Source organism: Nonomuraea sp. NPDC050536, assembly GCF_044457685.1.
Classification (GTDB): Bacteria; Actinomycetota; Actinomycetes; order Streptosporangiales; family Streptosporangiaceae; genus Nonomuraea.
The window spans coordinates 1-26,585 of the sequence record NZ_JBITHD010000003.1 but is presented as its reverse complement, the minus strand read 5'-3'; the positions used below and the strand labels follow the sequence as shown (position 1 = coordinate 26,585).

General features: G+C 70.9%; 24 protein-coding genes. 12 read left to right on the top strand and 12 right to left on the bottom strand.

From position 1 onward, the window contains the following. Positions 1 to 186 precede the first annotated feature (186 nt). From ACIBHX_RS10210 to ACIBHX_RS10200, 3 genes are all read left to right on the top strand, one after another. The gene (locus ACIBHX_RS10210; RefSeq protein WP_397066120.1) at positions 187 to 894 is read left to right on the top strand and encodes a CBS domain-containing protein; all 708 of its coding nucleotides are present in this window, start codon (positions 187 to 189) and stop codon (positions 892 to 894) included. A 152-nt stretch (positions 895 to 1,046) separates the two neighbouring features. Beyond that, entirely contained in the window at positions 1,047 to 2,429 is a 1,383-nt protein-coding gene (locus ACIBHX_RS10205) for a nicotinate phosphoribosyltransferase (protein ID WP_397066118.1), read from the top strand. A 121-nt stretch (positions 2,430 to 2,550) separates the two neighbouring features. Continuing rightward, positions 2,551 to 2,937: an HsmA family protein gene (locus ACIBHX_RS10200; RefSeq protein ID WP_397066116.1), complete on the top strand. Its 387-nt coding sequence runs from the start codon at positions 2,551 to 2,553 to the stop codon at positions 2,935 to 2,937. A gap of 77 nt (positions 2,938 to 3,014) precedes the next feature. On the opposite strand, the gene ACIBHX_RS10195 is transcribed toward ACIBHX_RS10200, so the two are convergent. Further along, on the bottom strand, positions 3,015 to 4,493 hold the full coding sequence (locus tag ACIBHX_RS10195; RefSeq protein ID WP_397066114.1) for an AAA family ATPase: 1,479 nt from the start codon (positions 4,491 to 4,493) through the stop codon (positions 3,015 to 3,017). A gap of 318 nt (positions 4,494 to 4,811) precedes the next feature. Between ACIBHX_RS10195 and ACIBHX_RS10190 the strand changes: the two genes are divergently transcribed. The 3 genes from ACIBHX_RS10190 to ACIBHX_RS10180 all read left to right on the top strand — a co-directional run bounded on the left by ACIBHX_RS10190 (position 4,812) and on the right by ACIBHX_RS10180 (position 8,786). Then, on the top strand, positions 4,812 to 7,415 hold the full coding sequence (locus tag ACIBHX_RS10190; RefSeq protein WP_397066113.1) for a GNAT family N-acetyltransferase: 2,604 nt from the start codon (positions 4,812 to 4,814) through the stop codon (positions 7,413 to 7,415). An 81-nt stretch (positions 7,416 to 7,496) separates the two neighbouring features. Continuing rightward, on the top strand, positions 7,497 to 8,171 hold the full coding sequence (locus tag ACIBHX_RS10185; protein WP_397066111.1) for a CBS domain-containing protein: 675 nt from the start codon (positions 7,497 to 7,499) through the stop codon (positions 8,169 to 8,171). 3 nt (positions 8,172 to 8,174) lie between these two features. Next, positions 8,175 to 8,786 (top strand): CBS domain-containing protein, encoded by a 612-nt coding sequence (locus ACIBHX_RS10180; RefSeq protein ID WP_397066109.1) that lies wholly within the window; start codon positions 8,175 to 8,177, stop codon positions 8,784 to 8,786. Here ACIBHX_RS10180 and hypF read toward each other — a convergent pair. From hypF to ACIBHX_RS10165, 3 genes are read right to left on the bottom strand one after another with little or no spacing between them, the layout of a single operon-like run. Then, positions 8,783 to 10,960, bottom strand: a complete 2,178-nt coding sequence (gene hypF, locus ACIBHX_RS10175; protein ID WP_397066107.1) for a carbamoyltransferase HypF — start codon at positions 10,958 to 10,960, stop codon at positions 8,783 to 8,785. The two genes, ACIBHX_RS10180 and hypF, sit on opposite strands and share 4 nt — an antisense overlap. Next, positions 10,960 to 11,610: a CBS domain-containing protein gene (locus tag ACIBHX_RS10170; protein WP_397066105.1), complete on the bottom strand. Its 651-nt coding sequence runs from the start codon at positions 11,608 to 11,610 to the stop codon at positions 10,960 to 10,962. Before ACIBHX_RS10170 ends, hypF begins: the two co-directional genes overlap by 1 nt. A 13-nt stretch (positions 11,611 to 11,623) precedes the next feature. After that, positions 11,624 to 12,463, bottom strand: a complete 840-nt coding sequence (locus ACIBHX_RS10165) for a universal stress protein (protein WP_397066103.1) — start codon at positions 12,461 to 12,463, stop codon at positions 11,624 to 11,626. 145 nt (positions 12,464 to 12,608) lie between these two features. Here ACIBHX_RS10165 and ACIBHX_RS10160 point away from each other — a divergent pair, with 145 nt between their 5' ends. Then, a complete protein-coding gene (locus ACIBHX_RS10160; protein ID WP_397066101.1) occupies positions 12,609 to 13,013 on the top strand; it encodes a pyridoxamine 5'-phosphate oxidase family protein in 405 nt (134 codons plus the stop codon). Here ACIBHX_RS10160 and mgtA read toward each other — a convergent pair. The 5 genes from mgtA to ACIBHX_RS10135 form a co-directional block, all read right to left on the bottom strand. Continuing rightward, positions 12,985 to 15,324 carry a magnesium-translocating P-type ATPase gene (gene mgtA, locus ACIBHX_RS10155; RefSeq protein ID WP_397066099.1) on the bottom strand — a complete coding sequence of 780 codons (2,340 nt, stop codon included), beginning with the start codon at positions 15,322 to 15,324 and terminating at the stop codon, positions 12,985 to 12,987. The genes ACIBHX_RS10160 and mgtA overlap by 29 nt on opposite strands. Continuing rightward, the gene (locus ACIBHX_RS10150; RefSeq protein WP_397066098.1) at positions 15,324 to 15,851 is read right to left on the bottom strand and encodes a DoxX family protein; all 528 of its coding nucleotides are present in this window, start codon (positions 15,849 to 15,851) and stop codon (positions 15,324 to 15,326) included. The genes mgtA and ACIBHX_RS10150 overlap by 1 nt, the downstream gene beginning before the upstream one ends. 151 nt (positions 15,852 to 16,002) lie before the next feature. Further along, entirely contained in the window at positions 16,003 to 16,743 is a 741-nt protein-coding gene (locus ACIBHX_RS10145) for a DUF6544 family protein (RefSeq protein ID WP_397066096.1), read from the bottom strand. Positions 16,744 to 16,898: 155 nt separating this feature from the next. After that, positions 16,899 to 17,411, bottom strand: a complete 513-nt coding sequence (locus ACIBHX_RS10140) for a flavodoxin family protein (RefSeq protein WP_397066094.1) — start codon at positions 17,409 to 17,411, stop codon at positions 16,899 to 16,901. A gap of 1 nt (position 17,412) precedes the next feature. Continuing rightward, a complete protein-coding gene (locus ACIBHX_RS10135) occupies positions 17,413 to 18,240 on the bottom strand; it encodes a universal stress protein (RefSeq protein ID WP_397066092.1) in 828 nt (275 codons plus the stop codon). 106 nt (positions 18,241 to 18,346) lie between these two features. Here ACIBHX_RS10135 and ACIBHX_RS10130 point away from each other — a divergent pair, with 106 nt between their 5' ends. Both ACIBHX_RS10130 and ACIBHX_RS10125 read left to right on the top strand, forming a co-directional pair. Continuing rightward, complete coding sequence (locus tag ACIBHX_RS10130; RefSeq protein WP_397066090.1) at positions 18,347 to 19,720, top strand: wax ester/triacylglycerol synthase family O-acyltransferase; 1,374 nt, start codon at positions 18,347 to 18,349, stop codon at positions 19,718 to 19,720. Positions 19,721 to 19,916: 196 nt separating this feature from the next. After that, complete coding sequence (locus ACIBHX_RS10125) at positions 19,917 to 20,165, top strand: PLD nuclease N-terminal domain-containing protein (protein WP_397066088.1); 249 nt, start codon at positions 19,917 to 19,919, stop codon at positions 20,163 to 20,165. 127 nt (positions 20,166 to 20,292) lie between these two features. On the opposite strand, the gene ACIBHX_RS10120 is transcribed toward ACIBHX_RS10125, so the two are convergent. Further along, the gene (locus ACIBHX_RS10120) at positions 20,293 to 20,883 is read right to left on the bottom strand and encodes a hypothetical protein (protein ID WP_397066086.1); all 591 of its coding nucleotides are present in this window, start codon (positions 20,881 to 20,883) and stop codon (positions 20,293 to 20,295) included. A 125-nt stretch (positions 20,884 to 21,008) separates the two neighbouring features. On the opposite strand from ACIBHX_RS10120, the gene ACIBHX_RS10115 reads away from it, so the two are divergent. Both ACIBHX_RS10115 and ACIBHX_RS10110 read left to right on the top strand, forming a co-directional pair. Beyond that, the gene (locus ACIBHX_RS10115) at positions 21,009 to 21,482 is read left to right on the top strand and encodes a universal stress protein (RefSeq protein ID WP_397066085.1); all 474 of its coding nucleotides are present in this window, start codon (positions 21,009 to 21,011) and stop codon (positions 21,480 to 21,482) included. Next, on the top strand, positions 21,479 to 23,797 hold the full coding sequence (locus ACIBHX_RS10110; protein WP_397066083.1) for a cation-translocating P-type ATPase: 2,319 nt from the start codon (positions 21,479 to 21,481) through the stop codon (positions 23,795 to 23,797). The genes ACIBHX_RS10115 and ACIBHX_RS10110 overlap by 4 nt, the downstream gene beginning before the upstream one ends. 7 nt (positions 23,798 to 23,804) lie before the next feature. On the opposite strand, the gene ACIBHX_RS10105 is transcribed toward ACIBHX_RS10110, so the two are convergent. After that, positions 23,805 to 24,662, bottom strand: coding sequence for a universal stress protein (locus ACIBHX_RS10105; RefSeq protein ID WP_397066081.1), 858 nt, complete (start codon positions 24,660 to 24,662; stop codon positions 23,805 to 23,807). A 143-nt stretch (positions 24,663 to 24,805) separates the two neighbouring features. On the opposite strand from ACIBHX_RS10105, the gene ACIBHX_RS10100 reads away from it, so the two are divergent. Beyond that, on the top strand, positions 24,806 to 26,431 hold the full coding sequence (locus tag ACIBHX_RS10100) for a GAF domain-containing protein (RefSeq protein WP_397066080.1): 1,626 nt from the start codon (positions 24,806 to 24,808) through the stop codon (positions 26,429 to 26,431). Here ACIBHX_RS10100 and ACIBHX_RS10095 read toward each other — a convergent pair. After that, positions 26,409 to 26,573 (bottom strand): hypothetical protein, encoded by a 165-nt coding sequence (locus ACIBHX_RS10095; RefSeq protein ID WP_397067041.1) that lies wholly within the window; start codon positions 26,571 to 26,573, stop codon positions 26,409 to 26,411. The two genes, ACIBHX_RS10100 and ACIBHX_RS10095, sit on opposite strands and share 23 nt — an antisense overlap. Between the last annotated feature and the right edge of the window lie 12 nt (positions 26,574 to 26,585).

The following is a 26,585-nucleotide window of genomic DNA, read 5'->3' as shown; positions in this document are numbered from 1 at the left end:
ATCATGATCCGGGGCTGATGGTGAGGGCCGAAGGTCCCGTACCTGAAGGACGTCAGCCCTGAGCCATCCCTGGATGACCACCCGACGAACGGGACCTCTGCCCCTACCTCGGCCGGCGAGCCGGCGATGGGATGAAATCGCCCGCACCGTGCCCGGCGTCGTCCGGGTCAAGCACAGGAGGATCCCATGACAACGACCGTCGGGAACGTGATGACCACCGATGTGGCGGCCGTCAATCAGAACGCGAGCTTCCACGTGGTGGCCGAACTGATCATCAAGCGGGGCGTCAGCGGCCTGCCGGTGCTTGACGACGACGGCCGCGTGCTCGGCGTCGTCACCGAGGCCGACCTGCTGGCCAAGGAGGAGTTCAAGCAGCAGTACTACGGCGACGAATACCACCCGCCGCTGCGTTCACGCATCCGCCGATCCTTCGGCAGCGAGGGCATCGGCCGCGCGAAGGCCAAGGGGGAGACCGCCGGCGAGCTGATGACCGCACCCGCTTACGTCACCACCCCCAGGACCCGCGTCGTCGAAGCCGCCCGCAGGATGGACCGGCACGGCGTCAAACGCCTGCCAGTGGTGGACGCCGACGGCAAGCTGGTCGGCATCGTCAGCCGCCGGGACCTGCTCAAGGTCTTCCTCCGTCTGGACGCCGACATCGAACGCCAGATGCTGGAGGCCATCCCGCGATACGCCGTGTGGGCCGACCCCGCGCGGTTGGACGTCGACGTCGATGACGGTGTGCTCACGCTGTCCGGCAGGGTGCACAGACACAGTGAGGCGATCGCCCTGGCCGGGATGGCGGAGAACCTCGACGGCGTGGTGGCCGTCCGCACCAAGCTCACCTGGGAGCACGACGACGTCGCCGACACTCCGGTCTGGGGTGGGGCCTGACACAAGCCCGTCGGCAGCGCGTGCGAAAGAGTGCCTGCCTCCAGCGATGAACGGCCCGGGATCTCCTGCGCGAGGTCGTACGGGACCAACGGCCCCCGGATTGGGGCCGTTGGGCTCCGGATTCGTCCTGGGGTGTCCGGGAAACTGGGGACATGGCCAGTGGACTGCTCACGGATCTGTACGAGCTGAACATGGCCGCGAGCTATCTGCGGCATGACCTGACAGACGCGGCGACCTTCAGCCTGTTCGTCCGCAGATTGCCACCCAGCCGCGGCTTCCTGGTCGCCGCAGGACTCGAGGATTGCCTGGCCTTCCTGGAAGGCTTCCGCTTCACTCCCGAGGAACTCGCCTACCTGGCCGACACCCAGGGCTACGGCCCCGATGTCCTGCGCGCCTTCGAGAAGATGCGCTTCACCGGGGACGTGTGGGCGGTGCCGGAGGGGCGTGTGGTGTATGCGGGCGAGCCGTTGCTCGAGGTGACCGCTCCCATCGCGCAGGCGCAGATTGTGGAGACCGTCCTGCTCAACCACGTCACCTTCCAGACCGCGGTGGCCAGCAAGGCCGCCAGGTGCGTCCTGGCGGCGGGCGGCGCCCAACTGGTGGACTTCGCCTTCCGCCGCACCCAGGGCTTGGACGCCGCCATGGCCGTGGCCAGAGCATCGGCCATCGCCGGGTTCGCGGCCACCAGCAACGTCGAAGCCGCACGCCGTTACGGCCTGCAGGCCGCGGGAACGATGGCGCACTCCTTCATCGAGGCTCACGGTGACCAGGGGGTCGCGTTCGAGGTGTTCGCCACCGACTTCCCCGGCATGACCACCTTCCTGGTCGACACCTACGACACGATCTCCGGCGTGCACGCGGCCATCGACGTGGCCCGTCGCATGCGCCTGCCCGGCCCGATCGGCGTCCGCCTGGACTCCGGGGATCTGGCGAGCCTGGCTCGCCGTACCCGTCAACTGCTCGATCAAGCGGGAATGAGAGACGCCAAGATCTTCGCCAGCGGCGGGCTGGACGAGTACACCATCGCCGAGTTGGTCGCGGCCGGCGCCCCGATCGACGCCTACGGCGTCGGCACGAAGATGGGCGTCTCGGCCGACGCGCCCTATCTCGACACTGCTTACAAGCTGGTCGCGTACGGCGAGCGTGCGGTGATGAAGCTCTCACCAGGGAAGACCACGGCGCCCGGCGCCAAGCAGGTGTTCCGCGGTCCGACCGGCGATGTGGTCGGCCTGCGCGAGGAGAGCCCGCCGCCCGATCACCGGCCACTGCTCGCACCCGTGATGATCGCGGGGCGCCGGCTGGCGGCCTCCGAGACCATCGGCACGATCCGTGATCGGTGCAGCGCCGACCTGGCCCGGCTACCCGCCGCACAGCGCGCGCTGCGCGAGCCGGTGCCGCCGCGGGTTCGCTCCACCCGGCGCCTGATGCGCCTTCACTACCAAGTCCGCAGCGAGCTCGGCCGGTTCATGCCCGCACCCAAGGCAGAGCCTCCCCGCTCCAACGCCGAGACGCGCTTGGGTCGTCGGTCCTGGTAGGCCATCGCACGACAGCGTTCGGCTACAGCTCTGCCAGGAATACACCTTTTGAACGATGTGTGGCGCGATCCGTGCCGCCTAGGTTGAGCGAGGCGTCGTCTCCTACTGAACGGAACCCGCCATGCTCGCGTTCGCCATCGTGATCATTACGCTTGCGCTGATCTTCTACACCATCGGCGTCTGGGCCGAACGCCGGCGAAGGATCCTGAAACGGTGGCACGCCGGCATGTTCCTGCTCGGTCTGACCTGTGACGCCACCGGCACCTTCCTCATGAGCCTGATCGCCGACCAGCGGGCCGCGGCCGGGCAAGCGGCGGACGGCCTGACCAGCATCATGATCGTGAGCGGGGCGATCGCCCTGGTCCTGATGGCCGTGCACCTTCTGTGGGCCATCATCGTCCTCGTTCGCAACAAGCCAGCGGAAAAGCTCACATTCCACAAGCTCAGCATCGTGGTCTGGGCGATCTGGCTGATCCCGTACGTCACAGGAGCCGTCAGCGCGATGTAACCCGCCGGACCGGCCTGTCCCTGCAGCCGGTGCGCCGCGTGCGCGGACCCATCGACCCCTGGGGCGGCTGACAGCCGTCAGTCGGGTTCCATCCGCGGGCGCAGGAATCGCCAGGTGATCTCCGACTCCAGCGGGTGGATGGTCCCGATCGCCCGCTCGACCGACTGCTCCAGCGCGACTCCGGTGTCGATCTCGGTCGCCTCCGGCCACGGCGCGACGGTCATCGCCGTACGGATGCTCTCGTCGGCGTCGGAGATGTCACGCGGGCCGGCGATCCGCTCGGCGGCGATCCGCGGGCTCACCGTGCAGCGCAGCGCCACAAGCTCCGTCGCGGTACGGCCGGCCACATCCTGCGCCATGGCCCGGTGCCGGCCGTCGGCCCAGGAGGCGTCGAGCACGACCGGCTCGCCCATCGACACCAGCCGCTCGGCCCGCGACAAGAGCTCCTGGTAGGTGCGCTGCGTGTGGGCGGGGCTGTAGATGCCCTCGCCGTACGGCGCGCCGGCGGGCTGGAGCGGATCCAGCCCCGCCAGCTCCTTGCGGATACGGTCGCTGCGCAGCAGCGTGTGGCCGAGACGGTCGGCCAGCGCGCCGCCCAGGGTCGACTTGCCCGTACCCGGCTCGCCGCCGACCAGGACCATCGTCACCCCACCCGCGCGCAGGTGGCGCAGGGTGAGCTCGGCCAGCCTCCTGGCTTGCCGGCCCGCGTCCTGCTGCCCCTGCCAGTGGCGCAGGCAGGCCACCTTCGCGCGGACGAAGGCGCGGTAGGCCACGTAGTGGTGCCACAGCGTCGGCGGCGCGGGGTCGGCGGAGAACTCGGCGTACCAGCTCAGGAAGCGCTGAGCCAGCCGAGGGGCGCCCAGCTGCTCCAGGTCCATGGCCAGGAACGCCGCGTCGTCCAGCCCGTCCAGGAAGCGCAGGTGCTCGTCGAACTCCAGGCAGTCCAGGACGCGCGGCCCGTCGTCGAGGCAGAAGATGTCCTCGGCCAGCAGGTCGCCGTGCCCGTCGACGATGCGCCCCTCCGCTATGCGCGCCTGGAAGAGCGGGGCCCTGCCGTCCAGGAAACGCAGGGTCCGATGTTCGATCTCGTCCAGGAGCTCAGCAGGGATGACCGCTTCCGGCAGGCCACGGACCTGCGCGAAGCTGTCGCACCACCTGCGGCGCAACGACTCCAGGCTGCCCTCGTGGTCGATCTGGGGGCCATGCCTCGCCTTCGCGTGCAGCCCGGCGACCAGGCGGGCGATCGCCCGCAGGTGTTCGTTGACCGGCCTGCCGGAACGTACCAGAGCCGACAGGCGCCGCTGATCCGGCATCCGCCGCATGACGACGAGGTGCTCGCACAGCTCACCGTCCGGGCCCGTGACGTCGGCGACCCCCTGGTAGACGTCGGGCGCGAGCCTGCGATTGAGCTCGACTTCCTCATGGCAGGCGGCTCTGCGCGCCTCCCGGGTGGTGAAGTCCAGGAAACCCAGATTCACCGGCTTCTTCATCTTGTACACGTGCTCGCCGACCAGGAACAGAACGGCGGCGTGCGTCTCCTTGACCTGCGCGGACACAGCCGAGTCGACCCTTTCCGCTTGGGTGTGTACGGCGTGCACAACGACCCCCCCATGCTCACGGCGCTACACCTTCACGGTCACACCGATCACACAGTGGAAACCAGGGCACAAAGTCCCTAGTGGGCGGCGAGGGGTAATCCTGACCCGCTCGTGAAGCCGGGCGCGCGGTGAAGAAGCGGCCAAGGGACCCGCGGGAGTGGGACCTTCGGCACTTATCGGGCGGCCGGGGCGCGGGGCATCGTCGAGGTATGAGGCGGTACGGCCCGTCCGTGCCCCGGGCACCTCGCCGGCCCGTGACGGAACTGGAGTTGCGCCATGCCTGACGGATACGACGTCCTGCTGCGTGATGGCGGCATCGCCCACGTGCGCCCTCTCACGACAACCGACCGTGAAGCGCTGCACGAACTCGTCGACCGTACCTCGGAACGGTCCGCGTACCTCCGCTTCTTCGCCGGCGGCAAGGCGACGGCTCACGGCTACATGGATCGCATCACCGGCCCGGACTATCCAGGGCACGCTCTGGTCGCCGTCCTGCACGGGCGGCTGGTGGCGGTCGCCGAGTACATCCCGATCAAGGGCGGGTCCGCGGACCTGGCGATCCTGATCGACGACGCGGTGCACGGCCACGGCCTGGGCACCCTGCTGCTGGAACACGTGGCCCTGGACGCGGCCGAGCTCGGTGTGAGCGAGCTGGTGGCCGACGTCCTCCCCGAGAACAACCAGATGATCAAGGTGCTCGCCGATCTGGGCCTGGACGTGCGCCGCCGCTTCCAGGACGGCACCGTCCACGCCCGGATCGGCGTCACCCCGACACCCCGGCTGGTGGCCGGTATCGAGGCCCGCGACCACCAGGCCGAGCGGGCGTCGCTACGCCGGGTCCTCGCGCCCCAGTCGGTGGCCGTGATCGGGGCCGGCCGTGACCCCTCGGCGATCGGGCACATGGTCGTGCGCAACCTCATCGACGGCTGCTTCGCCGGGCCGATCTATCCGATCAATCCGAAAGGCCGCAGGGTCGCCGGGCTGACCTGCTATCCGAGCGTCCGCGACGTGCCAGGCCCGGTGGACCTGGCGGTGGTGGCCGTGCCCGCCGTCCACGTGCTGGACGTGGCTCGCGAGTGCGCGGAGGCGGGGGTGCGCGGGCTGGCCGTACTGTCGTCGGGCTTCGCCGAGAGCGGGCAGTACGAGGCCGAGCACGACCTGGTGAAGATCTGCCGCACCGCGGGCATGCGCCTGATCGGCCCCAACTGCCTGGGCCTGGTCACCAGCGCGGCCCGGCTGAACGCCAGCTTCCTGCCGGGCACGCCGGCCCCCGGCTCGCTGGCCTTGATGTCGCAGTCGGGCGCGATCGGCGCGGCCCTGCTCCAGCAGACGCCGGTCTCGTCGTTCGTCTCGGTCGGCAACAAGGCCGACGTCAGCGGCAACGACCTGCTGGAGTACTGGGAGGACGACCCGGCGACCCGGGTGATCGCGCTGTATCTGGAGTCGTTCGGCAACCCGCGCAGGTTCGCCCGCATCGCCCGCCGGGTGAGCGCCAAGAAGCCGATCCTGCTGGTCAAGAGCGGCCGCTCGGACTCCGGCGGCCGGGCCGTGCGCTCCCATACCGCCGCGGCGGCCACCCCTGACGTCGCGGTGGACGCGCTGGTCAGGGCCGGGGGCGTGATCCGGCTGGACAGCGTGCGGGAGCTGATGGACGCCGCCCGCCTGTTCACCACGCAGCCACTGCCGCGGGGCCGCAGGGTGGCGATCGTCGGCAACTCCGGCGGACCGGAGGCGATGGCCGCCGACGCCTGCGAACGCCACGGCCTGACCGTGCCAGAGCTGCCTGCGGGCCTGCTCGACGGTCAGGCGGAAGCCTCGGCGCTGGGCAATCCGGTCGACCTGACCGCGGGTGCCACGGCCGCGCAGATCGGCACCGCGGTCCGCGGGCTGGCCTCCTCGGCCGAGGTCGACGCGGTGCTGGTGGTCTACACGCCGCCGTTCGGCGACGGCCTGGAGGCGACCCGCCGGGCCATCGCCACTGCGACCAGGCACGCCACCAACACCGTGCTGGCCTGCCTGGTGGGGCATGACGGCATGATCGACGACCGCATCCCGAGCTACGCCTTCCCCGAGGACGCCGTGGCCGCCCTGGCCCACGCGGCCGACTTCGCGGAACGCCGCCCGCAACCTGTCGACGTCCCCGCCCCGGCCGCCGACACCGCCGCCGCCCGCCGCCTGGTCGCCTCCGAACTCGCAGGCCATCCGGACGGCCGATGGCTGTCTCCCCAGGCAGTCAAGCGGCTGCTGGGCTGCTACGGCATCACCATGGTCGAGACGATCACGGTGGACGGTCCCGCGACGGCCGCCGAGGCCGCCGCCCTGGTCGGGCTGCCTGCCGTACTGAAGGCGACAGGACCTCTGCACAAGACGGAGGTCGGCGGCGTGCGGCTCGATCTGCGCACTCAGGAAGAGGTACGGCAGGCCTACCGCGACATGGCCGCCACCATCGGACAGGAGATGACCGGCGCGATCGTGCAGCCGATGCTCCCCAGCGGAGTCGAGATCATCGTCGGCGGGGTCGGCTACCCGGCGTTCGGCCCGCTGGTCATGGTCGGCATGGGCGGCGTCACCTCCGACCTGCTGGCCGATCGCACCTTCCGGGTGCCACCACTGACCCACGGGCAGGCCACCGAGATGATCGGCGAGCTGCGCTGTGCACCCCTGCTGCACGGCTACCGCGGCAGTGTGCCGGTGAACGCCGAGGCCCTGGCCGACCAGGTGGTCCGGGTCAGCAGGCTGCTGGAGGACCTGCCCGAGGTGGCCGAGCTCGACATGAACCCGGTCATCGTCACTCCCGGCGGCGCCACCACGGTCGACGCGCGTGTCCGGCTGGTCGCCTGCGAGCCGCCGCCCTCGGCACTGCGGCGGCGGCTGCGCTGACTGAAGACGGGACTTCCGCCTCTACCTGACGGATCGGCCCAGAGATGGGATGGAAATGGACAGAGGAGGTCCACCATGCACATGACCGTTTCCGATGTGATGAGCACGCGGGTCCGGTCGGTCAAACAGGACACGCCGTTCAAGGAGATCGCCGAGGCCCTGATCGCGCACGGCATCAGCGCCGTCCCCGTGGTCGACGACGACAACCGGGTGGTCGGCATGGTGTCGGAGGCCGACCTGCTCCGCAAGGAGGAGTTCCGCGAGCAGTTCTACCGGGAGGGCTACAAGCCGCCGCTGCGTGCCCGGCTGCGCCACCCCGAGGCCAAGGAGAAGGCCACCGGTGATACCGCGGGCGAGCTGATGAGCGCTCCGCCGATCACCGTCTCGCCCGAGGCACCGATCGGCTCCGCCGCCCGCATCATGGAGACCCGGGAGGTCAAGCGGCTGGTGGTGGTGGACACCGACGGCAGGCTGGTGGGCCTCGTCTCCCGCCGTGACCTGATCAAGGTGTTCACCAGGTCCGACGCCGACCTCGCCGCGGAGATCCGGGACGACATCCTGGGCCGGGTGCTGTGGATGGACACCGACGGTGTCCAGGCCGACGTCAAGGACGGCGTGGTCACGCTGAGCGGCTCGATGCGACTGCGCTCCGAGGCGGCGATAGCCGTACGGCTGACCCAGCGCGTCAACGGAGTCGTCGACGTGATCGACAAGATCACCTGGAAAGAGGACGACTCCAAGTGGGAAGGGCGGTAGATCATGCTCGTCCGGGAAGTGATGAGCAGTCCGGCCATCACGGTCCGCCGCACCGACCCGGTACGGCGGGCCATCCGCCTGCTCTACCAGCACGACATCAGCTCAGCCCCCGTCCTCGACGCCCAGAACCGGCTGGTCGGGATCGTCAGCGAGCTCGACCTGCTGTGCGGGGAGTTCGAACCCGATCCCCGCGCTCACGCGCGTCCCGTGCAGCCGCTCACCGGGCCGCCGCCGCGGCTGGTGGAGGACGTGATGACTCCCGACCCGGTCACCGCGACGGAGACCACCGACATCACCGCCGTCGTCAACCTCATGGTGGGCAAGCGATTCAAGAGCCTGCCCGTCATGCGCGGCGACTGCGTGGTCGGCGTCGTGAGCCGCCGTGACCTGCTGACGATGCTCGTCAGGACGGACGAGGACCTGCGGGTCGAGGTCGAGGCCGTGCTGCGCGAGGTGTATCCCTTCGGACCCAGCTGGCACGTCGACGTCACTGACGGAGTCGCCGTGCTCAGCGGAGCCCCGCACGAGTACGCCGATCAGATCGCCGATGTGCTCGCCAGAACCGTGCCCGGCATCGTCCGGGTCAGGCACCTCAGGAACTCAGGGTCGCTCTAGGCACTTGACAGGCTCGCGGCGGCGATGGCGGCCTGACCGAAGCTGATGCCGGCGTCGTTGACGGGGATCCGCTCGCCGATGTAGGCCTCGAACCCGGCCTCCTCCAGGCGCGCCATCACCTCGGTGGCCAGCAGCCGGTTCTGGAACACGCCGCCGGACAGGCAGACCGTGCCGATCTCCGAGGCGCGCTCGCACATCAGCACGGTGACGGCGGCGATGGTGGCGTGGAAGGCGGCGGCGATCTTCCCGACCGGCTCGCCGTCGGCGCGAGCTGCCAGGAGATCGGCCAGCGTGGCCACCCCGTCGTACACCCACAACCCGTCGCGCCGCTCCAGCCGCCAGGCCAGCGGCTCGGCCGGGCCGGTCGCAGCGGCCTCGAGGAGCATGGCGGCCTCGCCCTCGAAACGGTTGACCGAGCAGAGCCCGAGCAGCGCGGCCGCGGCGTCGAACAGGCGCCCCGCGCTGGAGGTGCGCGGGCAGTTCAGCTGCTGGGCGATCATCCGTTCGATCACCTCCCGGTCGGGCAGATCGGCGGCGAGACCTGAGGGTGGGGCCTGGAACGTCTCGCCGCCGAGCAGGTAGCCCAGCGCCATGCGGTCGGGCCGGCGAACGGCCGCCGCTCCGCCGGGCATCGGCGCGTGAGAGAAGCGGCCGAGCCGCTCGTATCCGGTGTAGGTGGCCAGCAGCAGCTCGCCGCCCCAGAACGTGCCGTCGTCGCCCAGCCCGAGCCCGTCGTAGGCCACGCCGAGGAAGGGCGGCTCCAGCCCGTGCTCGGCCGCGACAGCGGCCACATGCGCATGATGATGCTGTACGGCCAGCCGCCGCGGATACCGGCGGGCGATCCTGGTCGACAGATAGCCGGGATGCAGGTCGTGCACGGCGACGGCAGGGGTGATGCGGTGGATCGCGCGCAGCCGGTCCAGCGCGACGTCGTAGGCCTCGAGCGTCTCGGCGTCCGCCAGGTCGCCGATGTGCGGGCCGACCACGGCACGTTCCCCGTCGGCCAGCGTGAAGGTGCTCTTCAGCTGGGCGCCGACCGCCAGCAGCGGCTCGGGCGAGGCGACCGGCAGCCGGTGTGAAGCGGGGGTGAGACCCCGCGCGGCCCGGATGGTGGTTCCGCGGCTGCGGACCACCGAGTCGTCGTAGCGGTTCACGATCGGCCGGTCATGGTCGAGGACGCCGTCCACCGGCAGGCTCACCATGTCGATCGGCATCGGGCTGTCTGCGTGGTTGGCGCCGGTCACCACGAGCGGGCGGCGCAATCCGTCCAGCAGCAGGTGGTGCAGCGGCGTGCAGGGCAGGAACAGCCCGAGATCGGCCATGCCGTCGCAGATGCCCGCCGCCAGCATGCCGAGGCGCCGCGGTGCCAGCAGGATCGGCGCGGAGGGCGAGGTCAGCAGCGAGATGTCCGGCGGCTCGAGGTGAGCCAGCGCGCAGGCGGCCGTCACATCGCGCACCATCACCGCGAGCGGCTTGCCTCTGCGGTCCTTGATTGCGCGCAGGCGGGAGACGGCCTCCTCGTTGATCGCGTCGCAGACGAGCTGGAAGCCGCCCAGCCCCTTGACGGCCACCACCCCGCCCGCGCCGATGATCTCCGTTGCGGCCAGGAGCGCGGACTCGCCCGTCACGCCCGCGAAGCGCAACCGGGGCCCGCAGCCGGGGCAGGCGATCGGCTCCGCATGGAAACGCCGGTCCGCGGGGTCGGAGTACTCCGCCGCGCAGGCAGGGCACATCGCGAAGGCGCGCATGCTGGTCCTGACCCTGTCGTACGGCAGCGCCTCGATGATCGTGGCGCGCGGGCCGCAGGCGGCGCAGTTGATGAACGGGTAGCGGTAGCGCCGGTTCCCGGGGGCGAACAGCTCACGCAGGCAGTCGGCGCACGTCGCCAGGTCGGGCGGGATCTCCGGCAGCCCGCCGAAGCCGTGGGGGTTGGCGGGGGGACGCTCGACCACGATGACCTGGCCGATCCGCGCGGCGTCCGGCCTGCCCTCGTCCAGGCCGCAGACGAAGGCGTCCACGGCCGTGGGGCTGCCGGTGACGTCGATGACGACATGGCCACCGGCATTGCGGACCCTGCCGCGAACCCCGAGGCTGGTCGCCAGCCGGTGCACGAAGGGCCGGAAGCCGACCCCCTGCTCGATGCCGCGCACCTCGATGCGCCGGGTGGTCTCCATCACAGCTGCGGCGGCACGATGAGGAGGTCGTCGGCGTCGTGAACCAGTTCGGAGGAGACGTCGATGACGCCTTCGACCTGTCGTACGGCCTCGATCAGCGCGATGCCCTCGGAAGTGCGGGCGACCCGGCCGGAGAGCGTCACGACGCCGTCGTAGACGTCGAACGAAACGCCCTTGGGCAGCAGCGCGCGGATGTCGGCCGCCATCTCCTCCAGCGGGCGGGTGAAGATGCGCAGCACGTCGGTCTGGTGCAGGGTGCCGACTATCTGGCCGGTGATCGGCTCGACGACGGGAAGCTGCTTGATCCGCTTGTCGAGCATGAGCCGGGCGGCGTCGCGCACCGGGGTGGTCGGCGTGACGGTGATGGCCGGGCTGGTCATCAGCTCCGACGCCGTGATGGCCTGCGCCTTCACGTGCTCGGTGCGCTGCTTGCGCGACTCGAAGATGCTGATGGCGTGCCGTACGGTGTCCGTCTCCTTGAGCAGCAGGTCGTCTTCCGACACCACCCCGATCGGCCGCCGCTCGAGGTCGATCACCGTGACCGCGCCGACCGCGTAACGCTTCATCGCGGCCACGATGTCGCCGAAGGTGGCGTCCTCGTGCACGGCGATGGCCACGCGGCCCATGACGTCCTTGACTTCGATTGCCATGACTTCTTCCCTGTCAGTTTCCCCGCACCACAGCCACGGGGCAGCGGGCGTGGTGCAGCACACCGCGGCTGACGGAGCCGAGCAGCGCCGAGCCGAGCGCGTTGCGTCCGTGCGAGCCGACCACGAGCAGGTCGGCCTCCTGGCTGACCAGCGCCTCCACCGGGTGGGCGCGAGGCAGGTCCTGGGTCACCGGCAGCTGCGGATACCGGGTCGTGAAGACCGCCAGCTTCTCGGTGACGATCTCGTTCTGGTACTTGCGGATCTCGTCCATGTCGTACGGGACGGCGGGGAAGTAAGCGTGCACCGGCAACTGCCAGGCGTGCACGGCCAGCAGCTCGCTGCCGCGCAACACTGCCTGCTCGAAGGCGTAGGCCAGCGCCGCATCGCTCTCGGCCGAATCGTCGACTCCGACCACGACCCGCCCGTACGGGCCGCCCTTGGCGGGACGCACCACCACGACGGGGCGGCGGGCGTGCCCGGATACGTTCATGCTGACCGAGCCGAGCAGGGCTCCGGCGAAGCCGCCCAGCCCGCGGCTGCCCACGACGACCTCGGTGGCCTGCTCGGCCTCGTCGCGCAGGACGACGGCCGGCGGCCCCTCGACGAGCTGGGTCGTCACCTCGACGCTGGGCTGGCGGGCGCGCGCCACGGCTTCCGTCTCCGTGAGCACCTGGCGCCCGGCCTGGGTGAGCGTGTCGGCCCACTCCGCGTCAGGGAACCTGGAGATCTGGTACGGCCAGCGGTCCACCGCGTGCACGATCCGCAACGGCTCGCGCATCCGCAAGGCGTCATCGGCGGCCCACTCCAGCGCGGCCTTGGCCTCGGGCGAGCCGTCCACCCCTACAACGATCATGGTGTCCTCCCTGGTCTCGCCTCAATCGCACCAGGTCAGGAAGGCGATCCGTAGGGTCGGAAGTCCCATGTACCCGGGCCCAACGACCGTGCCGGTCGCGCGGGCGCGTCCGTAGCGTCGGAGGAAGAGACCAAGGAGGAGCATCATGGCCGACCCGGTGCTGGAAAAGCTGGACCCGCAGGAATGCCTGCGACTCATCGAGAAGGGCGGCATCGGCCGCGTCGGCTTCGACGGGCCGCAGGGGCCGACGATCCTGCCGGTGAACTACGCCCTCCACGAGGGCGTGATCATCTTCAGGACCGCCGACCGCGGCCCGATGGACGACGACCTGCGCACCGGCCTGGAGGGCGTGGAACTCAAGGTCGCCTTCGAGGTAGACCACCTCGACGAGGCCTCACGTGAGGGCTGGAGCGTCCTGATCCAGGGCCCCGCCCACCACCTGATCGAGGCGCCCGACGTGGACATCACGCCCTGGGCCGGCGGCGAGCGGAACCTTTACCTCAGGATCGTCCCGCACCGGATCACCGGCCGCCGAATACACGCCCAGTGAATCGCTTGGCGACCTCGTTGGCCGCGACGTAACCGGCGGTCAGCACGGCCAGCACCCCGAGGACGCTCCACGACAGCGGCGCCAGCCCGAGCGACGCCGCTATCGGCGTGTACGGCAGAGCCACGGTGAGCCCGCCCACGGCCACGCTGGAGGTCAGCAGCGGCCAGGACGGCCGGCTGCGGTAGAACGGCCTGGCCGTACGGAGCACCAGCATCACGGCGAGCTCGGTGGCGGTCGACTCGACGAACCAGCCCGTGCGGAAGACGTCGGTGCCGGCGTGCAGCCACAGGCGCAGCACCAGGAACGTGGCGATGTCGAAGACCGAGCTGACCAGCCCAAAAACGATCATGAAGGTGCGGATCCCCGCGACGTCCCACGCCCGGGGCCGCTCCAGCTGCTCGGGGTCGACCGAGTCGGTGGCGATGGTCGTGCCGGGGATGTCGGACAGGAAGTTCAGCAGCAGGATCTGGCGTGGCAGCAGCGGCAGGAACGGCAGGAAGGCCGAGGCCGCGGCCATGCTGAGCATGTTGCCGAAGTTGGCGCTGATGGTCACCCGCACGTACTTGAGCGTGTTGGCGAAGGTCCGCCTGCCCAGCCTGACCCCGTCGGCGACGACCTCCAGGTCCTTGTCGAGCAGCACGATCGCCGCCGACTGCTTGGCCACGTCGACCGCGGTGTCGACCGAGATGCCGACGTCGGCGGCGTGCAGCGCGGGGGAGTCGTTGATGCCGTCGCCCAGGAAGCCGACCGTGGCGCCGCTCTCGCGCAGGGCGCGGACGATGCGCTCCTTGTGCAGCGGGTCGACCTCGGCGAACACCTGGGCGTGCACGTCGATCTCGTCGCCCACGCAGACGGGCCCGGTCAGACCGACCTGGCGGGCGATGTTCGCCGCCGCGAGCCGGTTGTCGCCGGTGATCAGCCGTACCGAGATCCCCAGCCGGGCCAGGTTCGCGATCGCCTCGGCCGCGCCCGACTTGACCGGGTCGTGGAAGGCGAGCACGCCCGCCAGCGTCATGCCCGTCTCGTCCTCGGCCGAGACGGAGCCGCGCCCCGGCAACGGTTTGACGGCCAGCCCGAGCACTCGGTAGCCGTCGCCGCTCAGCCGTTCGAACAGCTCCCGCACATCTGGCGCGCCGGCGCACGCCGCCAGCACGGACTCCAGGGCGCCCTTGGTGACCAGTGTCGGTGTCCCGCCCTCGTCGACCAGCACCGACAGCCGCTTGCGGTGGAAGTCGTAGGGCACCTCGTCCAGGCGCAGTGCCTGGTCGACCGCCGGGGTGCCGGTCAGGATGGCCGAGTCCACGGGGTTGGCGAAACCTCGCTGGAGCGCGGCGTTGAGCCTGGCCAGCCGTAGCACCTCGGGGCTGGGGTCGCCGCCGGTGTCGAGTGCCGCGTCCAGACGTACGGCTCCCGCGGTGAGCGTGCCCGTCTTGTCGGTGCACAGGATCGTCATAGCGCCGAAGTCCTCGATGGCGTCCAGCCGTTTGACGATGACCCGCTCGGCCGCCATCCGCCGCGCCCCGGCCGACAGGCTGACCGCGACGATCGCGGGCAACAGCTGCGGGGTCAGGCCGACGGCCAGCGCCAGGGAGAACAGCAGTGAGTCGACGAGGGGCCGGTTCAGCAGGAGGTTCACCACGAAGATCGCGGTCACCAGCACGACCATGGCCCGCACGAGCAGCAGCCCGAAGCGGGTCAGCCCGCGCTCGAACCCGGTGGTGACGTCCCGCGAGGCCAGCTCGGCCGTCACCGCGGCGAACTCGGTGTCGCGCCCGATGCGCGTCACCTCGGCACGGCCGGCGCCGCTGGCGACGTGGGTGCCCGCGAACAGCTTGTCCCCGCCCTGTTTCTCCACGGGAAAGGACTCGCCGGTCAGCGCCGCCTCGTCGACGAGCAGGCTGTGCGACTCGCCCGCCAGGCAGTCGGCGGGAACGATGTCGCCCGCCTGCAGCACCACCAGGTCGCCGACCACCACGTCCTCGGCGGGCACCGAGACCTCGACGCCGTCCCTGACCACCTCGACCTCGACCCGTACCCTGGCCAGCAGCGCGTCGACCGCACGGCCCGCCGAATGCTCCTGCCAGAATCCGAGCGCCCCGCTCGCGGCGACGATCACCAGGATGATCAGCCCGTCGGTCAGGTCGCCGAGCGCCATCGACAGGACGGTCGCCGCGACCAGGATCAGCACGATCGGGCTGGTGAACTGCGCCAGAAGCAGCCGCACACCGCGATGACCGCGGGCGGGAACCATTCGGTTGGGTCCGCCCGCGGCCAGGCGCCGCGCGGCCTCCTCGCTGGAGAGGCCGTCCACTACTGGAGGATGGGGTTGCGCCGGACGATCGGCAGGTCGCCCAGGCCGAGCGTGCGCCCGGCGCCGCTCATCGCGAGGCCGACCAGGACGATCGAGTAGATGATGTGCTCGTCCATGAACGGGTTGTTGGCCAGCGGCAGCTCGGCCGCCCACATGAGCACCAGCATGAGGCTGCCGGTGACGGCCGCGATGCGCGTCCCGACGCCGAGGATCAGCGCCAGGCCGATGCCGACGAGGCCGGCCATGAACAGCCAGTCGATCCAGGCCTGTCCGGCCAGGCCGGAGAAGAGCCCGCCGAGCGCCCTGTCCGCGCTGCCCTTGAGGAACCCGGTGGTGGGGCTGCCGCCGTTGATCCAGGCCTTGGCGGCGGGGGTGGCGAATCCCCAGCCGAAGACCTTGTCCAGGAACGCCCACAGGAACACCCAGCCGATCGAGATCCGCGCCAGCGCCCAGACGTAGTCCACGGGGCGGGTCGCGATCCTGGCCGGATCGGCGTTCATGACGGGCTTTTCGTGTGTGGCGGCCATGATGGCCTCCCTTCGTGCCGACTGCCTAAATCACACTGCCTGCGGTGGTTCGGCGGCAGTGCCGGATGGCCGCAATGGAAAGGACTTTGGTCTCTGCCGATCGTCCGTCCACGACGCCGCGTCGACCTTGCTGTGGCGGGACCTTCGGCACTCAACGGAAGATCGCGTCATCCACGCTGAAGGTGATGAAGTCCTGCCCGTCCCACGTACCGCGCAGTTCGACCGGGATGGTGATTCCGTCGAAGTCGTCCTCGGCCAGGCATTCGACCGTGAAGTCATGCGTGGTGTACGGCCGGCCGCCAGGGTTGCCCCAGCGCCGCATGCTTACCCGGCGCAGCTCGCCACCGGGCCCGATGGAAAGAGTGATCTCCCGGTCGCCCAGGCAGGCCAGCGCTGTGCGATCGTCCAGGGCCTTCCAGGTGATCGACGGGTCGAGGGCCACCGCGGGCGCCATGACGAACTCGCACGCCAGCCTGTCCGCGGCGCTCCTGGTCACATCGGGTCCTGCCCCGGACATGACGGGGAAGAGGTCGAGCATCCGCCAGCGCATCTCGCCCACGTCGTCGCGGTAGCGGTCGAAGCCGTGCACCGGCAGGACTCCCAGGTAGGCGGTGGCCGCCCAGACGAAGCCGCGCAGCGGCGCGAGGACCTGGTCGGCGGTGAACCTTCGCCACTGACCGAGCCGGATGCGCCCGTGAGTGTGGAGGACGACGGCCCGCCGCAGCGGCGTGCCCGGGCTGATGGCGTACAGGAGCCAAGCGCGCACGGGCTCGGGCAGCCGATCGGCCTCGGCTGGGTCGAACAACGGCGGATCGGGCGTCTCCGCCTGGAGTACGTCCCAGTCGGCGAACGCGGCATTCGTCAGATGCGGGGGAGCTACAACGAACGTCATGACTTCGACGATCGCGCTCGGGACGGGCCGCGCCTAGGGACTTCGGACCCGGGCCCAGGGGACGTTCGCCGGTGCTGCCGGACACCCGCTCATCCAGGGCCCAAGGGGCCCGAGGTCCCCGATCGGAGGGGCATTCGGCACCGCCGTACATGCCGTCAGGTCAGGCACTCCGGCGCGCGGCAGGTGGCGGCGAGCTGCTCGCCCCACGTGCGGGCGCGTTCCAGCTCGCCGTCGACGAGCGGCCCGGTCGTGCCGGTGACGTAGAAGCTCTGTGTCGGCCCGGTGATCCGCGCGCCCAGCCGGTGCAACTGCTTGGCCGCGGCGCGGGCGGCCGAGCCGGGCATGTGCCGGACCCGGGTGTCGAAGGCGATCGCGTGGACCGGGCCCAGGTGGGCCGCCTCCAGCCACTCGCGGATGCCGATGCCGGGCGAGACCAGCGGCTGAGTCGTCTGCTGCGCGGCCGAGGCCCTGGTGGTGGGCCTGGTCATGGAGAGGGCGTGGGTGGGCCCGCCGACCACCAGCAGGTCGATGTCGCCGTCGACGACGGCGGGAGCCAGGCTGACCTCGACCGTCTCGGCACGCAGATGGGACGACAGCCCCTCCGCCACGGCCTCGGCCACGTGCCGGGTGTTGCCGAACATCGACTCGTAGATCACCAGCGCGCGCATGCTAACCCTTCCTCGGACGGACCACGGCGACCGGCCGCTGGACGTGGTGCAGCACCCCGTGGCTGACCGAGCCGAGCACCGCCGAGGCGAAACCGCCCAGCCCGCGCGAGCCGACCACGACGAGGTCGGCCGACCGCGACGCGTTGATCAGCGCCGAGACCGGGTGGTCGCACACCTCGTCGTCGATCACCTGGACGTCCTGGTACTTCTCACGCCACGGCGCCAGCGCCTCGCGCATCGCCGCGGTCTCGCTCTTGAACGTCGACGTCACGTACCCGCTGTAGCCCACGGCGTACGGCGCTGCGGGGGGCATCTGCCACGCGTAGACCGCGCGCAACCGTGCTCCGCGCGCTCGGGCCTGCTCGAAGGCGTACTCGGCGGCCGCCTCCGCGGGACGCGAGCCGTCGAAGCCGAGCACCACCTCCCCGTACTCGACCGGATCGATGTCGCGTACGACCACGACAGGACCCGCGGCGTGCCCGGCGACCAGCAGGCTGACCGATCCCACGACCAGCCCGGCGAACCCACCGAGTCCGCGGCTGCCCAGCACGATGCTGTCGGCTCGCGCGGATTCCGCGACGAGCGTCTCGACGGCGTGCCCGGGCGTCAGCTCGGACGTGACGTCGGACTCCGGCAGGATCGCGCGAGCCCGGTCCACGGCCGCGGCCAGCGCCGCCTCGCAGTACTCCGTCTGGCCGATCGCCACCTGCTCGCACACGTGGACGACCCTCAGCGCGCGGCCTCTGCGCTTCGCGTCCATCGCCGCCCAGTCGACGGCGGCATAGGAGGCCGCGGATCCGTCCACGGCCACCACGATCTGCTCGTTCATGCCTCCAGCCTCCGGCTTTCTTCCCGCGAGGTCTGGAGGACGAAGTCCCCGATGCCAGGGTCTTTCGACCCTGAACAGGTGCGACCTCACGGCGGACGCTGGACGTGTGCGGCAGGTGAGCGCGCTGGACGCGCAGTTCCTCAACTTCGAGACCGCCACCAACGTGGCCAACATCGGCGGCGTGGCGGTGCTCGAGAGCGACGTCACGCGCGAGGACATCCTGGTGAGGGTGAAGGACCGGCTGCCGGCCATCCCGCAGCTCCGTCAGCGGCTGGAGTCCGTGCCGCTCGGCCTCGACCGTCCCTACTGGGCCGACGACGAGGTCGACCTGGACTATCACGTGCGTGAGCTGTGCCTGCCGCCGCCCGGCGACGACCGGCAGCTCGGCGAGCAGGTGGCCCGGCTGCACGAGAGACGGCTCGACCGCGACCGCCCGCTGTGGGAGATGTACCTGATCCACGGCCTGGCCGGAGGGCGCTGCGCCGTCTACACCAAGGTGCACCACGCCGCCGTGGACGGGATCACCGGTGCCGAATTGCTGGGCGCCTTGATGGACCCGGCGCCGCCGCTCGTCGCGCACGAGCACGAGAACGCCCCGCCGCTGTGGCAGATGCTCGCCAGGAGCGCGGGTCACGCCGCGGCCAACCCTGGCTACCTGCTGAAGTTCCTGGTCGAGGCGGCACCGATGCTCGACCAGCTCCCTGTCGTCTCGCGCCTGCCCGGCGCCGCACAGGTGTCGCGGCTGCTCCGCAGGCCCTCGGTGAGCCAGGTCCCCGACCTGCCCGCCCCCGCGACCCCGCTGAGCGGGCCGGTGTCCGCGCACCGCCGGTACGCCTTCGCCGAGCTCCCACTGCAGGACGTCAAGCGGATCAAGAACGAGCAGGGCGGAACGGTCAACGACGTGATCATGGCCCTGACGGCGGGCGCGCTCAGGCGATGGCTGCTCGCCCACGACGCGCTGCCCGAGCTGCCGTTGGTGGCCGGCGTGCCGTTCTCGCTGCGCGAATGCTCCGACGTCCCGCCGGGCAATCAGGTCACGATCATGATGACCGCCCTGCCCACGCACCTTTCCGACCCCTTCGAACGGCTGGCGGCCGTGAACCGGGCGATGCGCGCGATCAAGGAACGCTTCGGCCTCACCCCGGCGGGCTGGCTCAGCGACCTCAGCCAGAGCCTGCCAGCCGCGCTCAACGGCCTGGCAGACCGCGCCGCCTTCGAACTGGTCGGCAGGACGTCCCCGCCGATCAACGTGGTCGTCTCCAACATTCCAGGGCCCCAGTTCCCCCTGCACATCGCGGGGGTGCGGCTGCTCGCCCACTACCCGGTCTCCGTGGTCACCGACGTCAGCGGCGGCCTGAACATCACGGTCTTCTCCTACGACGGCCGGCTCGACATCGGCATCACAGCCTGCCGCAAACGCGTCCCCGACGTCTGGGACTTCCCCGGCTATCTCCGCGACGCACTGGCGGAGCTCGCATGACAGCGGGCTCCACGCCAGAGTCGCGCAGCGCAGCTCGGGATAGCGCTGCCACCAGGGCGCCAGGATGTCGTGCTTGGCCCCTGGTCACCGTTGTGAGACTGGAGGCGAAGGTCCCCCTCTGATGGACTTCCGGCCCTAGCGGGTCTGCCGCCCGGGCCGGACACTGAGGCGCTGAGGAGCACGAAAGGAGCCGGACATGTGGCAGCGCCGACGATGGCGGGATCTCACGCAGCGCCAGCAGACAGCCATCCTGGTGATGGCGTCGATCGAATGGGCGCTCACCGCGACCGCGGCGGTGGACCTGTGGTTCCGCCCGCGGAACGCCGTCCGGGGGCGCAAGAGCCTGTGGTGGCCGGCCCTGCTCGTCCAGCCCGTCGGCCCGATCGCCTACCTGTTGATGGGCCGCCGTAACGAGGGGGACAGATCATGCGCGTCGAGGACCTGACCGCCGGGCAGGTGATGAGCCAGGTGCTGGTGGTCGTCGAACCCGAGGAGTCCGTGCTGATGGCCTGGGAGCTGATGCGGCGGGGTCGGCACCGGCAGTAAATCCTGCTCGACCAGGCGGAGGGAGTTCATTCTGATCTCCTTCGCCGCCAGGGCTCGTTCGCGAGCTTCCAGGCGTTCTCCCATCGTGCGGACCGCCGTCGGTCCAGCCCCCACCTGAACCCCGCGAACAGCAGGCACACGAGCGCGGCCGCGCTCATCAGCACGAACAGCGTCGAGCAGACGCCGTACAGCCAGATCTCGGATGGGCCGGGCGGGGGAGTGACGGGTGAGCCGGTCGCGTCGATCCACACACGAACCCTGTCGCCCTTGACCGCGAACACGGGCGCGTCCACCTGCCCGGTGCGCTGCCCGCCGGCCGGGGTCGTCCACGTCGCTGTGGCCCTGGCGCGCGTCGCCGTCTCTCCGAAGGGCACGGACGGCGTGGGAACGTCAGTCAGGATGGTCGCGACGACCTGGTGCTCTCCGGCCGGGACACGCCGATGGGCATCCGCGGCCATCCTTCCTACGACGATCGACGGCCAGATGCTGATCAGGAACAGCGCGATGGCCATCGCCATCGCCAGGGTCTCCAGCCGATCGGAGACGCGGCGCAGGGGATTGCCATCCGGCCGGTAGTACCGGAGGCGGAGCATGATCCAGTCGCTCACTGATCTCATCGCGCAACCTCCCCCTGTCGGTCCACGTCATCACACATAGGGGACAGCGGCAGCGGCCGAAGGTCCTCTAAAGCAGGTACCGAAGGCCTCTGCCGCTCCAGCGGGCAGCCCGAGAGCGTGGAGGCATGAGGATCCTGGTGGGAGTCGACGGCACCGCAGCGTCCGAACCGGCCCTGGTGTGGGCCGCTTCGGAGGCGGAGCGGTGCGGCGCGACGCTGACGATCGTGCACGCCTGGGGCGCGCACCTGGTTCACCAAGCCCCGTACGCGGGCTTCTCCTGGCGGCGCGACCCGTCCTACCTGCTCTCCTGTGGCTCGGCGATCATCGAACGCGGCGCCGCCCTCGCCCAGGAGCTGTTCCCGAAGCTCGGCATCGAGCGTCGGCTCGAGCGCGGCAGGGCGGCGGAGATCCTGCTGCGCCTGGCGGCCGAGGCCGATCTGCTGGTGCTGGGTGCCTCGCTCGAGCGGCTGGATGAGGGCCGGATCGGCGCCGTGCTGCTCGCCTGCCTCCGCGACTGCCCCTGCCCCGTCGTGATGGTGCCGCCGACACCGTGCACCGCCGAAGCCCTGGCGTTCGCACACGCGGGGAGCCAGCGGTGACGGTTCTCGCTTCAGGCCTGACAACGGCCCAGGCGGCCGCACGGCTCCAGCAGGACGGCGCCAACCTGCTTCCGCGCAAACCGCCGGTGCCCTGGTGGCGGCGGGTGCTGACCCAGCTCCGTGACCCGCTGATCGTCGTCCTGCTGATCGCCGCCGCGCTCACCGCCATCACCGGCGACTGGACCGACATGGCGGTCATCCTGCTGGTCGTCGTGGTCAACACCACGGTCGGCGTCGCACAGGAGATCCGCGCCGACCGGGCCATCGGCGCACTGGAAGAGCTCACCGCACCGGCCGCCCGGGTGATCAGGGACGGTCACCAGCGGCAGATCCCCGCCGCGGACGTGGTGCTGGAGGACCTCGTCGTGCTGGCCGAGGGTGACATCATTCCGGCCGACGCCACCGTGACGCAGGCCGAGTCGCTGCTCGTCGACGAATCCGCGCTGACCGGCGAGTCGGTGCCCGTCGACAAGGGCGAAGCCGACCAGGTCTCCTCGGGCACCGTCGTGGTCCGCGGGCGCGGCACCGCCGTGGTCACCGCGACCGGCGCGGCCAGCGCGATGGGCCGCATCGCGACCATGATGGTGAAGGGATCGGGCCTGACACCGCTGCAACGCCGGCTGATGGGCATCGGCCGGCTGCTCGCCGGCGTCACCGTCCTGCTGTGCGCGGTGGTGCTGGCCCTGGGGCTCGCGCGGGGGCAGGACCTCGAGCTGATGGTGGTGACCGCGATCAGCCTGGTGGTCGCGGCCGTGCCCGAGTCGCTGCCCGCGGTGGTCACCCTGAGCCTGGCGCTGGGCGCCCGCCGCATGGCCACCCGCCACGCCCTGGTGCGCAGGCTGCCCGCGGTGGAGACGCTCGGCTCGGTGACCGTACTGGCCACCGACAAGACCGGCACCCTCACCGAGGGCAGGATGGCGGTGGGCCACCTGTGGCCCACCGCGAGCACCGCCGAGCTTCTCACCGCCGCCGTGCTCTGCAACGACGCCCGGCTCGAGTACGGCGAGGCCCTGGGAGACCCGACCGAGGTGGCACTCCTGGCCGCCGCGACCGAGCACGGCCTGGACCGGGCCGCCCTGCAGGAACGCTTTCCCCGGGTGGCCGAGCTGCCCTTCGACAGCCGGCGCAAGCGCATGACCACGGTCCACCGCCTCCCCGAGGGCCGGTACCGCGTCATCTGCAAGGGCGCTCCCGACGTGCTGGTCACCGACGGGGCCGCGATCGAGCAGGCCGACTCCTACGCCAGGTCCGGCTGCCGCGTCCTGGCCGTCACCGCCGCCGATGTCGACACGCTCCCGGAGCCGATCGAGGAACTCGGTTTGCCCCTGCTCGGCCTGGTCGCCATCGTGGACCCGCCGCGCAAGGCGGCCGCGGCCACCATCGCCGCCTGCCGCCGCGCGGGCATCAGGCCGGTCCTCATCACCGGCGACCACCCGAGCACCGCCCATGCCGTCGCCGCGGAGCTGGGGATCGACGAGGTGCATGCCCGGGCCACGCCGGAACGCAAGCTCGACATCATCCAGGAGCTACGCGACCAGGGCGACATCCTGGCCATGACCGGCGACGGCGTCAACGACGGGCCCGCGCTGCGCCGTGCCGACATCGGCGTGGCCATGGGCCGGCGCGGCACCGAGGTCGCCCGGCAGGCCGCCGACCTCGTCCTTGCCGACGACGACCTCAACACGGTCGTGGCGGCAGTCGAGGAGGGCCGCCGGGTCTACGCCAACATCCGGCGCTTCCTGGTCTACGCCCTGTCCGGCGGAGCGGCGGAGATCGCCGTCATGCTGCTCGGGCCGTTCGCCGGGCTGACGCTGCCCCTGCTGCCCGCCCAGATCCTCTGGATCAACCTGCTCACGCACGGGCTGCCCGGCGTGGCGCTCGGCGGCGAGCCCGCCGTACCGGGAGCCATGAACCGCCCGCCGCGACCGCCCAGCCAGAGCATCCTGGGCGCGGGACTGTGGCAGCGGGTCATCAGGATCGCCGTCGTGCTCACCGCCGTCACGCTCGGCGTCGCCTTCTGGGCGCAGCAGACAGGGCGGCCCTGGCAGAGCATGGCCTTCTTCGCCCTCGGCGCCGCCCAGCTCGGCGTCGGCATCGGCTCCCGCGCCCGTCCCCGGACGCTGGCCAACCCCATGCTTCTGCTGGCCATCGCCGGCGCGCTGCTGCTACAACTGGCCGCGCTCTACCTGCCGCTGCTGCAGGAGCTCCTCGGCACCCAGCCGCTCGCCCCCGGCGACCTGCTGATCGTCCTGGCCCTGTCGGTCCTCGGCTACGCCGCGGTCCGCCTGGACCGCATCCTCCACCCGGCCAAGTGAGCGGTCTCTACTCCTCGCTCGATGGACGTGGCCGCACGACCGCCACCGGGCAGGCGGCGTGGTGCAGTACGGCGTGGCTGACGGAACCCAGGACCGCCGAGGCGAAACCGCCGAGCCCGCGCGAGCCGACCACCACCAGGTCCGCCGATTCCGACGCGTTGCTCAGCGCATAGGCGGGGTGGCCGCACACCACGTCCTCCACGACCGGCACGTCGGGGTACTTGCCCGGCCACGGCGCCAGCCGCTCCCGCGCCGGCTCCACCTCGCCCTGCTCGATGTTCCGGATCGTGTCGGCCATCCCGAAGGCGTACGGGCCGGTGATCGGCATCCGCCAGGCGTACATCACCCGCAGCCGCGCCTTGCGCGCCCGGGCCTGCTGGAAGGCGTACTCCAGGGCCGCCTCCGCCGCCGGGGAACCGTCGAACCCGGCCACCACCTCGCCGTGCGCGGCTTCAGCCGAGCCGCGCACGATCACGACCGGGCCGGGCGAGTGCCCGGCGACCCCCAGGCCGACCGACCCGACGAGCAGGCCGGTGAAGCCGCCCAGGCCTCGGCTGCCGAGCACGACGCAGTCCGCTTCGCCTGCCTCGGCGATGAGGCCCTCGACGACGTTGCCCGTGGTGCGCTCGGTGGTGATCTGCAGGCCGGGCGCGCGCTCCCGAGCCCGGTCGGCGGCCGCCGCGACGAGTCCCTCGCAGTAGTTGCGCTGCGTCTCGAGCGCCTCGTCAGGTAGCAGGCTGAAGTCCTCGCACACGTGCACGATCCGCAGTGGGAGCCCGCGCCGGCACGCGTCGTCCGCTGCCCAGTGCACGGCCACGGTCGCGGGTTCGGACCCGTCCACGGCGACCACGATCGGCTTGACCATCGCGATTCCCCCTCGTTCCGGAAATTTCACTTCTAGCTTGGGGATTCGTCCCTGGCAGCGTCTGCAGGCGTTGGTCACCTTTCGGGTGGGACGTTCGGCTCTGACCTTTGCCAACCGGGCATGGTGGGAGACAGACTTCGGGTATGACCGACAGATCAGTTATGCCGTCCATGCGACTGGACGAGCTGCTGGCCGAGCTGCAGGTTCGGTTGAACGCGGTTCTGGCGACGCGTGATCGCGTGCACGCCCTGCTGGACGCGGTGGTGTCGGTGGGCAGCGATCTGGATCTGGAGACGGTGCTGCGGCGGATCGTGGAGACCGCGACGAATCTGGTGGACGCCAGCTACGGCGCGCTGGGTGTGGTCGGCCAGGGCAGCACGTTGATCGAGTTCATCCCGGTGGGGCTGAGTGAGGAGGAGATCGCCAGGATCGAGCACTGGCCGCATGGGCTGGGCCTGCTCGGTCTGCTGATCAAGGATGCGCGGCCGTTGCGGTTGTCGCGGATCTCCGACCATCCCGAGTCGTACGGTTTCCCGCCTGGCCATCCGTCCATGAACACATTCCTCGGGGTGCCGGTCCGGGTGCGGGATGAGGTGTTCGGCAATCTGTATCTGACCGAGAAGCGCGGCGGGGGCGAGTTCGACGAGGAGGACGAGGCGGTCGTCATCGCGCTGGCGACCGCGGCCGGCGTGGCGGTGGAGAACGCGCGGCTGTATGAGCAGACGCGGCGGCGGGAGCAGTGGCTGGAGGCCTCGTCGGAGATCACTACGAGCCTGCTGTCGGGCGCGGATCCGCACGACGTGCTGACCGCGTTGACGGTCAGCGCGAAGGAGATGACGGATGCCGATCTGGTGGAGCTGATGCTGCCCGCCGACGGGGACCGGCTGGTGGTGGAGATCGCCGAGGGAACCCATGCGGACAAGACGCTCGGCAGCTCGTGCGAGGTGGACGGCTCGCTGGCGGGGCAGGTGCTGACCCGGGGTGAGTCTTTGACCGAGGGCGACATGCGGCTGCTGGTGCCGCTTGGCACACTGCCGTCGGTGCGTGGGGTGCTGGTGTTGACCAAGCGGTCGGGCCGAATGCCGTTCAGCGCCGCGGATGTGCGGATGGTGGAGGCGTTCGCGGGGCAGGCGGCGATCGCGCTGGAGCTGGCCGAGGCGCGCCGGGATGCCGAGCGGCTGGGTCTGCTCGAAGATCGTGACCGGATCGCCAAGGATCTGCACGATGTGGTGATCCAGCGGCTGTTCGCGGTGGCCATGACGTTGATGGGGGCTGTCAGGCTGATGGAGCGGCCCGAGGCCATCAGCCGGGTCCAGCACGCGGTGGATGAGCTGGATGAGACGATCCGGCAGATCCGCTCCAGCATCTTCGCGCTGCAGGGGCCCTCGGCGGACGGGTTGCGGGGGCAGATCGTGGAGCTGGTGGAGGGGGCCCGCGCGCATCTGGGTTTCCGGCCGGGGCTGCGGCTGGAGGGCCAGCTGGACAGCGGTGTGCCGGATCTGGTGGCCGAGCAGGTGCTGGCGGTGCTGCGTGAGGCGTTGTCCAATCTGGTCCGGCATGCCAGGGCCGGTGCGGCCGACATCCTGGTGGAGGCGGCCGGCGGCCGGTTGACCCTGGTGGTCAGCGACGACGGGGTCGGGATCAAGCCGGATGGGCGGCGCAGCGGGCTGGCCAACCTGGAGGAGCGGGCGGCCCGGCTGGGCGGCACGTTCACCGTCGACTCTCCCGAAACGGGCGGGACCCGGCTCAGCTGGTCGGTGCCGCTGTGATGCGGCGTCCGGTGACCTGTTCGGCGGCCACCACGATGTAGTGGTCGCGGCTGCCCGGCGCCCATGGCAGCAGGGGAAGCTGGATCAGGCGGGCCATTTCCTCGGGGGTGTGGACGGCGCGGGCGTGTCCCACCGCGGTCACCGACCAGCCGGT

What these genes read in the sequence shown, in the direction of transcription:
- ACIBHX_RS10210 (WP_397066120.1), top strand. Translation starts at nt 187, where the DNA reads ATGACAACGACCGTCGGGAACGTGATGACCACCGATGTGGCGGCCGTC.
- ACIBHX_RS10205 (WP_397066118.1), top strand. Translation starts at nt 1,047, where the DNA reads ATGGCCAGTGGACTGCTCACGGATCTGTACGAGCTGAACATGGCCGCG.
- ACIBHX_RS10200 (WP_397066116.1), top strand. Translation starts at nt 2,551, where the DNA reads ATGCTCGCGTTCGCCATCGTGATCATTACGCTTGCGCTGATCTTCTAC.
- ACIBHX_RS10190 (WP_397066113.1), top strand. Translation starts at nt 4,812, where the DNA reads ATGCCTGACGGATACGACGTCCTGCTGCGTGATGGCGGCATCGCCCAC.
- ACIBHX_RS10185 (WP_397066111.1), top strand. Translation starts at nt 7,497, where the DNA reads ATGACCGTTTCCGATGTGATGAGCACGCGGGTCCGGTCGGTCAAACAG.
- ACIBHX_RS10180 (WP_397066109.1), top strand. Translation starts at nt 8,175, where the DNA reads ATGCTCGTCCGGGAAGTGATGAGCAGTCCGGCCATCACGGTCCGCCGC.
- hypF (WP_397066107.1), bottom strand. Translation starts at nt 10,960, where the DNA reads ATGGAGACCACCCGGCGCATCGAGGTGCGCGGCATCGAGCAGGGGGTC.
- ACIBHX_RS10170 (WP_397066105.1), bottom strand. Translation starts at nt 11,610, where the DNA reads ATGGCAATCGAAGTCAAGGACGTCATGGGCCGCGTGGCCATCGCCGTG.
- ACIBHX_RS10165 (WP_397066103.1), bottom strand. Translation starts at nt 12,463, where the DNA reads ATGATCGTTGTAGGGGTGGACGGCTCGCCCGAGGCCAAGGCCGCGCTG.
- ACIBHX_RS10160 (WP_397066101.1), top strand. Translation starts at nt 12,609, where the DNA reads ATGGCCGACCCGGTGCTGGAAAAGCTGGACCCGCAGGAATGCCTGCGA.
- ACIBHX_RS10150 (WP_397066098.1), bottom strand. Translation starts at nt 15,851, where the DNA reads ATGGCCGCCACACACGAAAAGCCCGTCATGAACGCCGATCCGGCCAGG.
- ACIBHX_RS10145 (WP_397066096.1), bottom strand. Translation starts at nt 16,743, where the DNA reads ATGACGTTCGTTGTAGCTCCCCCGCATCTGACGAATGCCGCGTTCGCC.
- ACIBHX_RS10140 (WP_397066094.1), bottom strand. Translation starts at nt 17,411, where the DNA reads ATGCGCGCGCTGGTGATCTACGAGTCGATGTTCGGCAACACCCGGCAC.
- ACIBHX_RS10135 (WP_397066092.1), bottom strand. Translation starts at nt 18,240, where the DNA reads ATGAACGAGCAGATCGTGGTGGCCGTGGACGGATCCGCGGCCTCCTAT.
- ACIBHX_RS10125 (WP_397066088.1), top strand. Translation starts at nt 19,917, where the DNA reads ATGTGGCAGCGCCGACGATGGCGGGATCTCACGCAGCGCCAGCAGACA.
- ACIBHX_RS10120 (WP_397066086.1), bottom strand. Translation starts at nt 20,883, where the DNA reads ATGAGATCAGTGAGCGACTGGATCATGCTCCGCCTCCGGTACTACCGG.
- ACIBHX_RS10115 (WP_397066085.1), top strand. Translation starts at nt 21,009, where the DNA reads ATGAGGATCCTGGTGGGAGTCGACGGCACCGCAGCGTCCGAACCGGCC.
- ACIBHX_RS10105 (WP_397066081.1), bottom strand. Translation starts at nt 24,662, where the DNA reads ATGGTCAAGCCGATCGTGGTCGCCGTGGACGGGTCCGAACCCGCGACC.
- ACIBHX_RS10100 (WP_397066080.1), top strand. Translation starts at nt 24,806, where the DNA reads ATGACCGACAGATCAGTTATGCCGTCCATGCGACTGGACGAGCTGCTG.